Source organism: Variovorax robiniae (assembly GCF_037889955.1).
Classification (GTDB): Bacteria; Pseudomonadota; Gammaproteobacteria; order Burkholderiales; family Burkholderiaceae_C; genus Variovorax; species Variovorax robiniae.
The window spans coordinates 1-15407 of sequence record NZ_JBBKZS010000021.1 but is presented as its reverse complement, the minus strand read 5'-3'; the positions used below and the strand labels follow the sequence as shown (position 1 = coordinate 15407).

Here is a 15407-nt window from a genome sequence, read left to right as displayed (position 1 = left end):
CGGGCCTTTCGCAGCCGCAATCTGCTGAGTGCTGTTCTGCAGCACCGCCCGGTTACACGCCAACGCGCGAGTCCATCCCTTCATCCACCGGCAACCCCTCCGAAGCCGGCCGCCCGCGCAGCACCACCGCCCACAACAGCAACCCCGCCACCAACCATCCCGCACCCACTGCCAACGCCAGCGGGCTCAGGCTCAGCAACAACCCCACGCTGACCAGCAGCCCGATGCCCGGCAACAGCCGGTGCCGCACGAAGCGCACCGTCTTCTCGCGCTTCCCGAAGTAGCGCAGCACCGACAGATGCAGCAGCAGGAAGCCGCCGAGCGCGCCGAAGTTGATCATGGTCGACAGCTCATCCGCATGGTCCACGCCGACCAGCGCCACGACCAATGCGATCACCGCCGTCACCAGCATCGCCACATGCGGCGTGCCGTGCTTCGCATGCACGCGGCCCAGCACGCGCGGCAGTTGCCCGTCGAGCCCCATCGCATACATGAGCCGCGCCACGCCGGCGCAGATCGGCACCATCGCGACGATGGCTGCGACCACCACGGTCCAGGTCATCACGCCGCCGAGCGTCGGACCGAGCGTGGCATTGGCCACGTCGTAGGCCAGCGAGGCCGGGTCGCCCACTGTAAAGCCGACCATCAGGTCGCTCAGCAGCGAGGCCTGCACCACGAACAGCACGCCGGTCAGCAACAGGCTCAGCATGATGGCGCGGCCGATCAGGTGCCGATGCTCGGGGCGCACCTCTTCGCTCAGCGTCGAGATCCCGTCGAAGCCCAGGTATGACATCACGCCCAGCGCCACGCCTGGCAGCAGCGACTGCCACACGATGTGCGCGGGCCACAGCGACAGCGTGCTCACGTGGCCCGCGCCCTTGCCGCCGCTGAGCGCGATGACCGCCGCGATGACGAAGGCGCCGACCGCCGCCACCGAGGCCCAGAACAGCACCGCGCTGATGCGCGCGCTCACGCCGATGCCGAACCAGTTGACCGCCAGGGTCACGAGCACCAGGCCGACCACCCAGGCCTCGCGCGGAATCGCCGGGATCTGGCTGTTGAGCCCGATCGCCGCGAACACGCAGGTCAGCGCCGGGAACAGGATGTAGTCCAGCAGCATCAGCCAGCCGGCCAGGAAGCCCGCGAAGGGCCCGAGCGCGACGCGCGCATAGGCATACACCGAGCCCGCGCGCGGCACCCTTTCCACCATGGTCGCGTAGCTCGCCGCGGTAAAGACCATGCAGCCCATGCCGAGCAGGTAGGCCAGTGCAGGTGTGCCGCCCGAGGTGACGTGCAGGAAGCCGAAGATGACCCACGGCGCCACCGGCACCATATAGGTCATGCCGTAGATCAGCAGGTCGGAGAAACGCAGGACCGGTCGCAGCTTGCCGTCTTGATGGCTCATGTGGGCTCCAGGGAAGGACTTTGCGTTGCAGATGAAGCAGCCGGAACAACCGGTCGGCGCGCGCGCTGCGCCAGGTAGTCCTCGACCACGCCGCAGGCCAGCTCGATGAGCATCGGCGTCAGCTCGTTCGCCGTGGCCGTGCCCTTGCGTTCGTGCACCCAGCCCAGGTAGGTGGTGCTGCGCGCCGCGAGGAACATCGGCAACTGCGCCAGCGCCTGGTCGCTCAACGCGCGATGCCGCCGGTAGCCTTCGACGAGCGCGGCCTGTGCCACGTCGTAGTACGGCTCGGCCTTCAGGAAGTAGAGCGAGGTCGCGACGTCGAACAGGTGCCAGCCGAAGCCCGCATCGTCGAAGTCGATCACGCGGACGTCATCACCTTCGACCAGGAAGTTCTCCGGCACCAGGTCGGCATGGATGAGGCCGTAGACCTGCGCGGATTTGCCGATGGCGAGCAGGTCCTCGCGGATCGCCATGCGTGCGGAGCCGAGCAGGCTGCGCTGCGAGGTCGACAGCGCTTCGAGTTCCCAGAAGCGTCCCCACAGCGGGCGCAGGCCGGCCAGCCCTTCCTCGCACCAGCTGTGCCGCACGAAGCCTTCGGCCGGCTGCCAGCCGCTCGACTGGTTGTGCATGCGCGCCATGGTTTCGCCCACGATGCGGTACTTGCGCGCGATCTCTTCGTCGCCGCCGCTCACGCCCGCCTCCACCGAGCCGAGCTGCCGGCCATCGATCCAGTCGATGATGTCGACCTGGTGGCCGATGGAACCGGTGGTGGCGCTGATGACCTCGAAGGGCCGGCCATGGCGCGAGGGGATGATGCGCGGCACCTGCAGGCCATCGCGGTCCAGCGCGGCCATCCATTCGGACTCCGAGCGCAGCGCGGCGTCGGCGTGGTAGCCCTGGCGGTGCACGCGCAGGACCACCTTGCGGCCTCCTTCGCAGTCAACGCGGAACACCGCGTTCTCGCGCACCTTGAGGAGGCTGATGCCGGTCGGCTGCAGGTCCCAGTGGATCAGGGCCGACAGGGCGATCTGGCGGAAGGCATGTTCGTCGGGTGGCGTTTGCAGCATGTCGGTCACGGCGGGCGGGCTCCGTGGCTTACGCGGCGACGCGCAGCGAGGCCATCACGCCGTCGAGCGTCTCGATGAGCTGGTCCGCGTTGCCGCGGGTGAAAGGCATCGGCGGGCGGATCTTCAGGATGTTGTCGAAAGGCCCGATGCGGCTGATGAGCACGCCGGCGCGGCTCATCGCGTTGATGATTTCCTTGGCGGCATCGGTGGCCGGGGTCTTGGCCTCGCGGTCCTGCACCAGCTCCACCGCGAAGAAGAGGCCGCGCCCGCGCACGTCGCCGATCAGCTCATGACGCTGCGCGAGTTCGTGCAGTTGCGCGATCACATAGTCGCCGGTCGTCTTCGCATTGGCGACGAGGTCCTCGTCCTCCAGCACGTCCATCACGGCCATGCCCGCGGCGCACGACACCGGGTTCCCCGCGAAGGTGTTGAAGTACATCGGGTTCAGCTCGGTGAAGCGCTCGACGATGTGGCGGCGCGCGATCACCGCGGCCATCGGATGGCCGTTGCCCATGGGCTTGCCCAGCGTCACGATGTCGGGCACCACGCCCTGCACCTGGTGGCCCCAGAAGTGGCTGCCGAAGCGGCCGAAGCCCCCCTGCACCTCGTCGGCGATGAAGTAGCCGCCCGCCGCACGCACCTGCTCGGCGACGCGGCGCATGTAGCCCGCCGGTTGGGTCGGCAGGCCTTCGGAGGAGAGGCCGGTGCAGAGGATCATGCCGGCGAACTTGCGGCCGCCGTCTGCGAAGCTGGCAATGGCCTTGTCGACCTCGGCGCAGTAGCCGTCGACGAGCGTGGCGTCGTCTTTCGCGCCGCGATCCCGGTACGGATCGATGACCGGGATCATGCGCACGTCGGGGCCGCGCTGGTCGGGCGTGCTGAGGATGCTGCTGATCTGCGAGACCGCGGCCGTGTTGCCATGGTACGAATTGGCCGTCGAGATGACGCCGGTGCCGCCGCTCAATTCGCGCACCATGCGCAGCGCGAGTTCGTTGGCCTCGCTGCCGCTGCAGCAGAACATCACCATCATGTCGTCCTGCGTGAACGTCGCGGCCAGGCGCTCGGCGTAGCGCACGATGGTCTCGTGCAGGTAGCGCGTGCTGGTGTTGAGCGTGCGGGCCTGGGCGCAGATGGCATCGACCACGCGCGGGTGGCAGTGGCCCACGTGCGCGACGTTGTTGTAGGCGTCGAGGTACTTCTTGCCGTCGGCGTCGTGCAGCCAGACGCCTTCGCCGCGCACGATGTGCAGCGGCTTTTCGTAGAACAGCGGTGCGCGCTTGCCGAGGATGTCGAAGCGGCGCTGGAGGAGGTCGATAGACGTTGATGACATGCGATGTCCTTCTTCGGATGTGTGTGTTGTGTGTTCAGCGGGCCGCGGATTCGACCGGGCCGTTGCGCGACAGGAGGAGTGCCTTGCCATCGGGCAGCAGCGCGGCGGCGGTGAGGCTGAGCCGGTCTTCGCGTATCTCGGGCTTGAAGTGCGAACCGCCATCGTTGCTTTGCAGCACGAGGCCGTCGAGGCCCACGGCCAGCACGTTCTTGCCGCGCGTGGCCAGGCCGGTGATCGAGGAGGTGCTGCCGGTGTCGATGCGGTCCCAGTGCGCGCCGTCGTCAGCGCTGCGGTAGAGCGAGCCGCGCAGGCCGGCCACGACCCACGCACCGTCCGTGGCCACGCCGGTCCAGAACGAGCCCTTGTAGCCCGTCTCCAGGTAGCGCCATGCATGGCCCTGGTCCTCGGAGAGCAGCATCATGCCCTTCTCCGCGGTCGCGAGCAGGCGGCCCTTGGCGTCCGCGAACAGGCTCAGCAGGTTCAGGTCGGCCGTCTTGCCGTCGGGGGGCGGCGCGAGCTTCTGCTCCTTCCAGCTCTTGCCACCGTCCTCGGTCACGAGCACCAGCGACCACAGGCCGACAGCCACGCCATGGCTGGCGTCGAAGAAGTGAACGGCAAAGAGCGGTCGGTCTTCCTGCGCGGCCATGCGTTGCACGACCCAGGTCTCGCCGCCGTCCTGCGTGTGCAGGATCGCGCCACGATGGCCGACGGCCCAGCCCTGCTTGTCGTCGACGAAGCTGGTGCCGTTGAGCTTGACGTCGACTGGCACCGACTTCGCCTGCCGCCATGCCTTGCCCGCGTCATCGCTGAGCAGCACCACGCCGTGGTCGCCCACCGCGACGAATCGCGGACCGGCGCTCGCGATGGCCAGCATCTCGGCCTTCAGCGCATGCGCCACGCGCTGCGCCGGCACGAGCGCGGACGGCGCGCCGTCCACTGGCGCCTGCGCGGAAGCTGAAAGACTCGCAAGGCCGTAGCAGAAGGCCACGAGCGAAGCTCGAAAGGTGCGCGAGAGGAGTGCGTTGTTCATGTTCCTGCTCCCTCTCAGTGACTCAGCAAGCCCGGCGCACGCATCGGCACCTTGCGCGGGAACAGCCGCTCCAGCCACACCGCGAAGGCCGGCAACGCCGTCATCGCCATGATCATGTTGACCATGAACATGAAGGCCAGCAGCTTGCCCATGTCGGCCTGGAACTTGAGGTCGGAGAAGGACCAGGTCGCCACGCCGACCGCCAGCGTGATGGCGGTGAAGATGGTTGCGGTGCCGACTTCCAGCATCGCGTGCTCCACCGCCTTGACGATGGGCTGGCCCTTGCTCAGGTGCAGTTGCAGGCGGTTGTAGATGTAGAACGCATAGTCCACGCCGATGCCGACCGCCAGCACCATCACCGGCAACGTCGCCACGGTCAGGCCGATCTGCAGTTCCTTCATGAACCAGTAGCCGATGAAGGTGCCGACGGTGAGCGGCAGGCAGCAGGCCAGCACGGCGCGGAAGTCGCGGTACACGGCGAACACCAGGATCACGATGGCCGCGTAGACGTACAGCATCATCGGCAGTTCGCTGTGCTCGACTTCCTCATCGACTGCAGCAAGGACACCGGCGTTGCCCGATGCGAGGCGGATGGTCACGCCCGGTTGCGGATGCGTGTCGCGGAACTTCTTCACCGCATCCACCACGCGCTGGATGGTCGCGGCCTTGTGGTCGGTGAGGAACAGGTGCACCGCGGTCATGCTGCAGTCCTTGCGCATGGTGCCGCGGATGCGCGAGATCTCGGCGGCCAGCGCGGCGTAGTTGCCGGAGTCGGTCGGCACCACGCTCATCTTCGGATTGCCTTCGTTGTAGCCCTCGTTGTAGAGGCGAAGCTGCTGCGAGAAGGAGGACACCGAGAGCACGCCTTCCACCGGCTGCAGCGCCCAGGCGAAGCGGTCCTGGTACAGGCCGATGTCGATGTTGCTGCAACTGTCGGGCGCGGCCTCGAAGACCACGGTGAGCCAGTCGAGGCCGGTGTCGTAGTTGGTGGAGATGGCCACCGCATCGCGGTTGAAGCGGGCCTCGGGCCGCAGCTCCGGCGCGCCCGGTTGCAGCGTGCCGACCACGCGGTCGCTGCTCTGCCAGACGGCGGTCGCGAAGATCGCGCCCACCACCGCCAGCGTGATCGCGGCATTGCGCGGCTCGGCCACTCGCACGAGCACGCGCAGCCAGCGGGCACGCGCCTCGCGCTGCACCATCGCGCGGTCCGCGTAGGACTTGGGCACGTCGAAGTACGACGCGGCCACCGGCAGCATCACCAGGTTGGTGATGATCTTGAAGCCGACACCCAGCGAGGCCGTGATGGCCAGTTCGCGCACCATCGGAATGGGGATCAGGAGCAGCGTGACGAAGGAGACGAAGGCCGTCACCAATGCCAGCGTGCCCGGGATCAACAAGCCCGTGAAGCTCGCGCGGCAGGCGTCATGGCAACTCTTGCCGTGCGAGATCTCGCGCACGATGAAATTGATCTGCTGCACGCCATGCGACACGCCGATCGCGAACACCAGGAAGGGCACCAGCACCGCCAGCGGATCCAGCCCGAAGCCTAATAGCCGCAATGCGCCAAACTGCCACACCAGCGAGGTCAGCGAACAGACGATCGGCAGCAAGGTGAACCGCACCGAATGGCTGTACCAGTACACCGCGCCGGCGGTTAGCAGCAGCGCCAGCGCGCAGAACTCGATCACGGCCGAGGCGCCGTCGGCGATGTCGCCGATCTGCTTGGCGAAGCCGATGATCTGGATCTCGAAGTCGGCGTCCTCGAACTTGTCGCGGATGTCCTTTTCCAGGATGCGGTTGTAGGCGACGTAGTCGAGCTTCTTGCCGTCCTTGTCGAACTCGGTGAGTTCGCCGGTGACCATCGCGCTGGTCTGGTCGCGCGAGACCAGCGAGCCGACGAAGCCGCCCTGCGCCGTGGCCTGGCGGATGGCGGCGATGCGCTCGGGCGTGAGTTGCTCGGGCGTGATCGTGCCGTCGATCAGCGGGTCGGCGCGGAAGCCTTCCTCGGTGATCTCGTTGACGAAACTGTTGGGCGTCCACAGCGACTGCACGCCGAGGCGCTCGACGCTCGGCAGGAACTTGACCGCCTCCGTCACGTCATAGAGGCGCTTGAGGCCGGCCGGCGTCCAGATGCTGCCGTGGCGCGCCTTCACGACGATGTTGAGGCGGTTCGCGCCCAGCACGTCGTTGCGGTATTGCTGGAAGGTGCGGATGTACTCGTGGCCGATCGGCATCTGCTTCTCGAAGCCGGCGTCCATGCGCAGTTGCAGCGCGAGGCCGCCCATCACCACGGTGAGCAGCGCGAGGGCGATGAGCAGCGGCTTGCGCCGCGTGAAGAAGAAGGTTTCGAGCCGCGCCAGCAGGCGCTGCGCGTAGGACGGGGCAAGGGTATGGGAGGACACGGCGTGAAACCCGGTAAGGCCGGGCGAGGGACACGCGGCCCCTTCACCCGGCAGGGAGCCTTAAAAATTGCGCGAGGCGTAAACCCCGATGAAATCGCGGTCACGCAGCGGCTGGTCGAACACCGAGTCACCGCCCCAGAACTTCGCGTAGTTCACGCCGAACTGCCAGGTCGCCGGGTTCTTGATGAAGGTCACGGTCAGGTTGACCGACTTCGCGCCCTTCATGAAGTTGGCCGACAGGTTGGGCGTGCGGCCGCTCAGCGCCTGGAAGTAGTAGATCTCCGGCACCACCTGCCAACCCGGGATCAGGTTGCCGTCGTAGGTCCAGCTGAAGTCGAAGTTGAAGCCGCTGGAGTACTTGCTGCCGACCGGGTACTGCGCATTGGTCGCGGCATTGACCGCGTACTCGTTGCCCCAGCCCCAGCCGCCCGCGGCCACGGGGTCGCCGCCATAGGTCGGCTTGAGCTTCGGATAGCCGATGACGACAGCCTCGGCCATCAGCGTCGCGGTCTGTGCGCCGAGGAACTTGAGCACCGGCTCGGCATTCGATGGCGTCAGGCTCAGGATGCCGGTCAAGGCCCACTGGAAGCGCTTCTGGTCGACCCAGCAGTTGCCGCCCTGGCTGGCGCAGCCGGAGACGTTGGGCGAGATGAACACCGCATCCTTCGGCCGGTACGAGAGCTCGGTGCCGATGGCCCAATCGCCCAGCGGCATGTTCGCGCTGATGCCGAACATCTTGCGGTCCTCGAGGTACGTCCAACGCGGGCCGAACTCGGTCAGCGCCAGGTTGGGCGTCTTGTCGGTGTACGTCATCGCGTACAGGCCGAGGTTGAGCGCAGTGCCGTCCGGCTGGTAGCGCAGCGCGACGCCGCCCTGCCCGGTCTGCTTGGGATTGGCGTCCTGGATACCATAGCTGTTGGCGCCCTTGCCCAGGCCGTTGGTGACGGACCAGTAGCTGCCGCTCGGCGGGAAGTAGCTCTTGTTCCAGTCGGTCTGCACATAGGCCTCGGCCGCGAAGCCCTTGCCCAGGCCGGAGGCGACGCTGATCATCGGCGCGGGCAGCACCGCTTCCTTCAGCTGCGTGCCGGGCTGCGACAGCCGCATGATGTCCATCGCGTTGGTGGCGTTGATACCGCCCGGTAGAAAGAGGCTCTCGCCCCAGTTGATCACCTGGTTGCCCACGCGCACGCGGGCCGTCTGGTCGCCGATGGAGAAGCTCTTGCTCACCCACAAGTCGAGCAGGCGGGCCTTGAAGCGCAGGTCGCTGCGCGCGTCCGGCGCCAGGCCGTCGGGCTGGTCGATCGGCGGGGCGGAGCTGATGAAGCCGGTGGTGTGCGTGGACGTGAAGTCCCGCAGCCAGCTGAAGCGGCCCATGACGGTGATGTCCTCGGGCATCTTCAGCACGAGTTCATGACTGCCCTTGAGGTAGGTGGTGAAGGCATCGCCCTTGCCGTAGTTCAGGTTGCCCTGGTCGCCCATGCCCGACAGCGGCGACAGCTCGCCCGGCGGGCCGCCGGTGTTGCCGGCGTTGATGAGCGTGGTGCTCGGGTCCTTCAGGCGCACGCCAGAGCCGAGGCTCACGGTGGAGTCGAAGCTGCCCTTGAGGCTTTCGGTTTCAAAGGTGAGGGCGTGGGCGCCGGCCATGGCGAAGAAGGCGCAGGCCGCGGCAATGCAGGAGGGGACGAAGCTATGGCGCATGGTGTTGTTCATTCGTGTGTCGCCGGACGCTCAACGCTCGCTGATCGCGCGCAGGTTCTCGGAGGTGTAGAAGCTCTCCTTGAACTTCGGCTCCTTCGACTCGACGACCCAGCGCAGGTCCTTGCCGGCCGCCAGTGGTGTCTGGTCGAACAGGTAGCGACCCTCGGGCAGGTTGTATTGGACGAAGGCGGGGTTGTCGCAGCTGCCCGTTTCGTAGACCGGGATCACGAAGGACTCGCGCACCTTGGCGATCTTTCCCTGTGCGTCGTAGTCGTCGGCGACCACCGCGGACCAGCTGTCCTCGTCGAGGTAGAAGGTGCGCTTGGGCGCCGAGTGGCGCACGCCCGCCTTCACCGTAGCCTCGACCACCCAGACGCGGTGCAGTTCGTAGCGGCGGCTGGCCGGGTCGATGAAGTCCTGCTTCGCGACCTGGTCGAATTTCACCGACGGGTCGTACATGCCGTAGGCGTTGTAGCCGACGTAGATTTCCTTCTTGCCGACCAGCTTCCAGTCGAAGCGGTCCATGGTGCCGTTGAACACGCGCGGCTCATCCACCGTGTACTGGTTCTCGAAGCCGACCTGCGGCGCGTCATAGGCGTAGGTCGGCATGCGGCGCACGCGGCGCTGGCCGGGGAAGTAGTAGAAGGCTTCGCTCGGCTTGTCGGTGTAGAGGGTGTACGACAAGGCCTGGCCGGCGAGCGCGGTCGGCGATTCATAGGCGAAGTAGGTGTAGTACTCGACTGGCGGCAGCGTCGACAGCAAGGTCGAGCCCTTCTTGCCCCAGGGGAAGTAATAGGTCTCGGTGGCACCGGCCTGGATCCAGTCGGTCGAGCCCTTGCGCGGCGACAGCGACACGTAGTTCAGCGGCCATTCGAAGCCGATGCCCGCGTACTTCATCTTGTAGTTCCACATCGCCTGCGCGCCGTTCTCGGGCATCGGGAAGGGAACGCCGGGGACCACCGCTTCCTTGAGGCTCCAGCCGTCATCGCCGAGCTTCGCGGTGCCGATGTTCTTCTTCGTGTTCTCCTGCACGAAGTCCGGCACGCTGCAGGTGCGGCGCGTGGGGTACACGTCCATGCGGTAGCCCTTGGTCTGCTTGATGAGCTGGACCTGGCCGGGCGAGAGCTTGTCGGCGTACTTGTCGACGTTGGATGCGTCGATGGAAAACTGCGGCTTGTCGCCCTTGAACTTGAAGAAGTCCTCGCGCTTCTTGCCTTGCGACCAGCCGGGTTCGGCAACGGGAGCGGCGGCGAAGGCGGGAATGGCGCCGTCCTTGCTGGCGGCTTTCTCGGCGCCGGTGGCGGTGAGGTCCGCACCCAGTCGGGCGGCGTCAGGCGCGGCGTGTGAAGTGGCGGCGTAGAGCGAGAGGGCCGTGGCAATCGCGAGTGCGATGCCGGTGGGGGCGGTCTTGGATCTCATGAATGAAACCTCCTTGGAGTGGTGCGCAAGCGTTCGGGGTCAGACGGGTCATGGGCCGCCGGAGCGGACATGGCAAAGGTACGTTTGCGGCTCCGCGGGTGCTTGGACTGGCGTGCACAACGTGCCGGATTCGCGTGCAAGCGAATGCGTGCGGGTTGCACGCTCGTCCGGCATGCGGTGCACGCAAATGCCAGCCGTCGCGGCTGTCGCTGCCTACGCTCGACGCCGAGGCGGAAGGTGTGTTGCACCGGTGCCTCGTGGATTCACTCAATCACTCTCACGCAGTCAAGGAACTCACCATGGTTGGAGATTTGAAGGGCAAGGTCGCACTGGTCACGGGCGCAGGCCAGGGCATTGGCGAAGGCATCGCGCGCGTGTTCGCGGCGGCCGGCGCCAAGGTCGTCATCGCCACGCGCACCGCGCAGAACGGGCAGGCCGTGACGGATGCGATCAGTGCTTCCGGCGGCGAGGCCACGCTGGTGCAGGCCGACGTTGGCCGGCGCGAGGAGATCCGCAGGGCGGTGACCGTTGCCACGCAGACCTATGGGCGGCTCGACATCGTGGTGCACAACGCGGCGGTGTACCCGGTCATTGCGATCGAGCAACTCAGCGACGACGACCTGGAACGCACCTTCGCGGTCAACCTCAAGGCGGCCTTCTGGTTGATCCAGGAAGCCCTGCCCGAGTTGCGCAAGCAAGGCGGCGGCCGCGTGCTGTTCACCTCCTCGGTAACAGGCCCGCGCGTGGCGATGCCTGGCACCGCGCACTACGCGGCATCGAAGTCGGGCATGAACGGCTTGATCCGCACCGCGGCGCTGGAATTCGCGCGCGAGAACATCACGGTGAACGGCGTGGAGCCGGGCTACATCATGACGCCGGCCATGTCGGCGCTGGGCGATGGCGAGGAGCTGAAGCAGATGGCCGCGTGCATTCCGATCGGCAAGATCGGCGTGCCGGAGGACATCGCGCATGCGATGCTGTTCCTGGCCTCGAAGGAGGCTTCTTACATCACGGGCCAGACCATCGTGGTCGATGGCGGCTCGACCTTGCCGGAGAGCCCGATCGTGCTGGATGGCTTCTACAAGAGCCTGGAGGTGATGGCGCGCGCGGCCGTTGCATGACCTGCGGCTGAATCAGGCGACGGCGGACGGCAGGCGCCCGATGATCAGTTCCGCCATCGGCGAAGGCGTGCGCCCCCAGAGGCTGACCACGCCCATCTCCGCGCCCATCGGCGGCAGGCCGTCGACCTTCAACGGCACGAGGCGCCCCTCGGCAACATCCTGCGCCACGGCGACATCCGGCCCGAGGAACACCGAATCGCTGGCCAGTGCAATGGCCTTCAGGATGCCCACGTCGTCGCATTCCAGCGCCAGCTTCAGCGCTTCCGGCGGTGAGAAATCGAGCTTCGCGGCCAGCAGGGCCAGTACACGCGGCGGCAGGCGTATCGACAACAGCCCGTGGACCCACACCTGTTTGAAACTCGCGGACCGCCGGCCTGCCAGCGGATGGCCTGCGCGCACATAGAAGCTGCCTGGCTCCATGCGCAGCGGGCGCACGTCCAGACTCGGATCCACCGGCAGATCGGAGATGTCGGCGACGAAGAACTCGATGTCTTCCTCCCGCAGCCGCGCCAGCAGCAGCTTCCAGTTGCTGACCTCCACGCGGATGTTGACGCCCGGGAACTCGCGCCGCACCGACGCCAGCAAGCCCGGGATGAAAGTCGCGACCGGAAAGGGTCCGGCACCAAAGGCGGTGTCGCCGAGCGCGCGGCTGCGGTAGAGGTCCACGTCGCGCTCCAGGCAGCGACTGTTGTAGACGAGCTGCCGCGCACGTGCCACGACGAATTCACCGGCGGGCGTGGGCACGACTTCCTGCGTGCCCCGGTCGAACAGGCGCAAGCCCAGTTCGGCCTCCGCTGCCTGGATGCTCCGGGTGAGCGCAGGCTGCGTCAGGTGCACCTGCTCGGCAGCGCGCGCAAAGTTGCGCCGCTCGGCCAAGGTCACGATGTGGTTCCAGCGTCGAAGGTCCATGGCATCTCCATTTGCACCGATGCAGTGCATTCATCGATTCTGGCTCAACAATGCATTGGACTCAATGGTCTCCGAAGGGAACAATTGAGTTCTCTCACCCGCGGCGCCCTGCAATTCCGTCCCTGCGCCCATCAACGGAGACATCCATGAGCATTGAAGAATTCGACTACGTCGTGGTCGGCGGAGGCTCGGGCGGCTGCGTCGTCGCCTCCCGCCTGAGTGAAGATCCCAAGGCCACCGTGTGCCTGCTGGAAGCCGGCGGCCGGGACAAGAGCGTGTTCATCCACGCACCGGCCGGCGTGGTGGCCATGCTGCCCATCCCGTACAACAACTGGGCCTTCAAGACCGTGCCGCAGCGGGGACTCAACGGCCGCCAGGGCTACCAGCCGCGCGGCAAGGTGCTCGGCGGCTCGAGTTCGACCAACGCCATGCTCTACGTGCGCGGCAACCGCTGGGACTACGACCACTGGGCGTCGCTCGGCAATCCGGGCTGGTCCTACGAAGAAGTCCTGCCGTACTTCAAGCGCGCGGAAAACAACGAGACCTATGGCGACGACCCCTATCACGGCAAGGGCGGCCCCTTCAACGTGGCCGAGCTGCGCCGGCCGAGCGCGATCAACAAGGCCTTCCTCGCCGCCGCTGCGATGAAGGGCGTGACCCACAACCCGGACTACAACGGTGCCGAGCAATTCGGCTCCTTCATGTACCAGGTCACGCAGAAGAACGGCGAACGCCATAGCGCGGCCAAGGGCTACATCACGCCGAACCTCTCGCGTGCAAACCTCAGCGTCCGCACCAACGCGTTAACTTCGCGCATCGTGTTCGAAGGGAAGCGCGCGACCGGTGTCGTCTACACGGTCGGGGGCGTCGAGAAACGGGTGCGCGCGCGCCGCGAAGTCATCCTGTCATCCGGCGCTTTCGGCTCGCCGCAACTGCTGATGCTGTCGGGTGTCGGCCCGGCCGCCGAACTTCAACGCATGGGCATCTCGGTGATTCACGACCTGCCCGGCGTCGGCGAGAACCTGCAGGACCACATCGACCATGTGCAGACCTGGCGCACGAGCTCGAAGCATGAAACTTTCGGCGTCTCGGCACGCGGGGGCATGCGCATGGCTGCGGCGATCCCGGAGTGGAAGAACAAGCGCACCGGCCTCGTCACCACCAACTTCGCCGAGTCGGGCGCCTTCGTGCGCTCGTCGCCCGATGTCAAGGTGCCGGACCTGCAGATGGTCTTCGTGGTCGCGGTGGTCGACGACCACAGCCGCAAGCTGCACCTGGGCCATGGCTACTCGTGCCACATCGAAGTGTTGCGTCCGCACAGCCGCGGCCACGTGAAGCTGGCGAGCCCCGATCCGCGCGCCGCCCCGTTGATCGACCCGAAGTTCCTCGACGACGAGCGCGACCTGAACCTGCTGGTGAAAGGCGTCCAGCTTCAGATGGACATCCTGGAAGCCAGCCCCTTCGATCCGTACCGCGGCAAGATGCTCTACAAGGTCGACCGCAACGACACCGCCGCGATCGCAGAGGACATCCGCAACCGCGCCGACACCCAGTACCACCCGGTGGGCACCTGCAAGATGGGCCCCGACAGCGACCCGATGGCGGTCGTCGACGCGCAGTTGCGCGTGCGCGGCGTCCAGGGCCTGCGCGTCGCCGACGCCTCGATCATGCCGACCGTCTGCGGCGGCAACACCAACGCGCCCACCGTGATGATCGGCGAGAAGGCCGCCGACATGATCCGCTTGAATTAAGCCCACCCCCGAAGCGCCTTCGGCGCCATGGGCGGCCGCCAGAGGCGGCTGCTCTTGCGGGCCGTCCAAGCCTGCGCAGGCAGGCTTGGAGCCGCGGCCCTCAGCCCTCAAGGGGGCGCACCCAGCGGCCCGGCAAAGCCGGTTCCGCGGGTGCCCACGAACAGACTTCGAATTCATGTGACGCGGAGAAGGCCACGCGTCATGGATTGCCGAGTCGAGAACCCATTCAGCCAGGAATCTCACACCATGAAGACGCTTCACCGAACCCTCATCGCTTCCCTCATCGCATCGGCCGTCCTACCGCAAGCTTTCGCGCAGCCGCCGCAGGACATCGCGCCCAAGCCCGCAACGCCGGCCACCGTCCGCGCCAACCAGGCCGCGGCCCAGGCCATGACCATGGACGACAAGACCGACAACGAGGAAGCCACGCGCGGCCTGGTCGCGCGCCTGCCCGATGCGATCGTGAAAGACGCCGGCGGCAAGGCCGTCTGGGACCAGGACCGCTTCTCGTCCTTCATGAAGGGCGCCGCACCCGCCACCGTCAACCCCAGCCTGTGGCGCCAGGAACAACTCAACAACCACAGCGGCCTGTTCAAGGTCACCGATGGCATCTACCAGATCCGCGGCCTGGACCTGGCCAACATGACGCTGGTCGAAGGCAAGACCGGCTGGATCGTGATCGACCCGATCTTCAGCGCCGAGATGGCCCGGGCCACGCTGGCCTTCTCGATGCAGAAGCTGGGCAGCACCAAACCGGTGGTCGCCGTGATCTACACCCACAGCCACGTCGACCACTTCGGCGGCGTGCGCGGCGTGGTCGACGAGGCCGACGTGAAGGCCGGCAAAGTGAAGATCTATGCGCCGGAGGGCTTCATGGACAACGCCATCGCCGAGAACGTGCTGGCCGGCAATGCGATGTCGCGCCGCGCGACCTACCAGTTCGGCGTGGGCCTGGATGCCAACGACCGACAGGCGGTGGGTGCCGGCCTGGGCAAGGCGCTGAGCTTCGGCAGCACCGGCATGCTGCCACCGACCGACCTCATCACGAAGACGGGACAGGAAGCCACGATCGACGGCGTGCGCATCGTCTTCCAGATGGCGCAGAACTCCGAGGCGCCCTCGGAGATGATGTTCTACTTCCCCGACAAGAAGGCCCTGTGCGCGTCCGAGGTCATCACCAAGAACATGCACAACCTCTACACGATCCGCGGCGCCAAGGTGCGCGACGCGCTCTCGTGGAGCAAGTACATCAATGCGATGCTCGACATGTACCCC

The 15407-nt window shown here is 66.7% G+C and carries 11 protein-coding genes; 3 read left to right on the top strand and 8 right to left on the bottom strand.

Annotated elements, in window-relative coordinates:
- Positions 1 to 52: 52 nt before the first annotated feature.
- The 7 genes from WKW79_RS30105 to WKW79_RS30075 are packed head-to-tail and all read right to left on the bottom strand — an operon-like array spanning position 53 to position 10351.
- The gene (locus WKW79_RS30105; protein WP_340338913.1) at positions 53 to 1405 is read right to left on the bottom strand and encodes an APC family permease; all 1353 of its coding nucleotides are present in this window, start codon (positions 1403 to 1405) and stop codon (positions 53 to 55) included.
- Positions 1402 to 2472 carry a phosphotransferase enzyme family protein gene (locus WKW79_RS30100; RefSeq protein WP_340338998.1) on the bottom strand — a complete coding sequence of 357 codons (1071 nt, stop codon included), beginning with the start codon at positions 2470 to 2472 and terminating at the stop codon, positions 1402 to 1404. Before WKW79_RS30100 ends, WKW79_RS30105 begins: the two co-directional genes overlap by 4 nt.
- Before the next feature lie 28 nt (positions 2473 to 2500).
- The gene (locus WKW79_RS30095; RefSeq protein ID WP_340338912.1) at positions 2501 to 3802 is read right to left on the bottom strand and encodes an aspartate aminotransferase family protein; all 1302 of its coding nucleotides are present in this window, start codon (positions 3800 to 3802) and stop codon (positions 2501 to 2503) included.
- Between the two features lie 34 nt (positions 3803 to 3836).
- Complete coding sequence (locus WKW79_RS30090) at positions 3837 to 4832, bottom strand: WD40/YVTN/BNR-like repeat-containing protein (protein WP_340338911.1); 996 nt, start codon at positions 4830 to 4832, stop codon at positions 3837 to 3839.
- A gap of 14 nt (positions 4833 to 4846) precedes the next feature.
- Entirely contained in the window at positions 4847 to 7234 is a 2388-nt protein-coding gene (locus WKW79_RS30085; RefSeq protein ID WP_340338910.1) for an efflux RND transporter permease subunit, read from the bottom strand.
- Between the two features lie 60 nt (positions 7235 to 7294).
- A complete protein-coding gene (locus WKW79_RS30080) occupies positions 7295 to 8944 on the bottom strand; it encodes a DUF1302 domain-containing protein (RefSeq protein WP_422823984.1) in 1650 nt (549 codons plus the stop codon).
- A gap of 18 nt (positions 8945 to 8962) precedes the next feature.
- Positions 8963 to 10351: a DUF1329 domain-containing protein gene (locus WKW79_RS30075; protein ID WP_340338909.1), complete on the bottom strand. Its 1389-nt coding sequence runs from the start codon at positions 10349 to 10351 to the stop codon at positions 8963 to 8965.
- 299 nt (positions 10352 to 10650) lie between these two features.
- Between WKW79_RS30075 and WKW79_RS30070 the strand changes: the two genes are divergently transcribed.
- The gene (locus tag WKW79_RS30070) at positions 10651 to 11472 is read left to right on the top strand and encodes an SDR family oxidoreductase (protein ID WP_340338908.1); all 822 of its coding nucleotides are present in this window, start codon (positions 10651 to 10653) and stop codon (positions 11470 to 11472) included.
- Between the two features lie 12 nt (positions 11473 to 11484).
- Here WKW79_RS30070 and WKW79_RS30065 read toward each other — a convergent pair whose 3' ends face one another.
- Entirely contained in the window at positions 11485 to 12381 is an 897-nt protein-coding gene (locus WKW79_RS30065) for a LysR family transcriptional regulator (RefSeq protein ID WP_340338907.1), read from the bottom strand.
- A gap of 146 nt (positions 12382 to 12527) precedes the next feature.
- Here WKW79_RS30065 and WKW79_RS30060 point away from each other — a divergent pair, with 146 nt between their 5' ends.
- Both WKW79_RS30060 and WKW79_RS30055 read left to right on the top strand, forming a co-directional pair.
- Positions 12528 to 14132, top strand: coding sequence for a GMC family oxidoreductase (locus tag WKW79_RS30060; protein WP_340338906.1), 1605 nt, complete (start codon positions 12528 to 12530; stop codon positions 14130 to 14132).
- A 246-nt stretch (positions 14133 to 14378) separates the two neighbouring features.
- Positions 14379 to 15407: MBL fold metallo-hydrolase (locus WKW79_RS30055; RefSeq protein ID WP_340338905.1), on the top strand; the 1029-nt coding region annotated here is incomplete at its 3' end.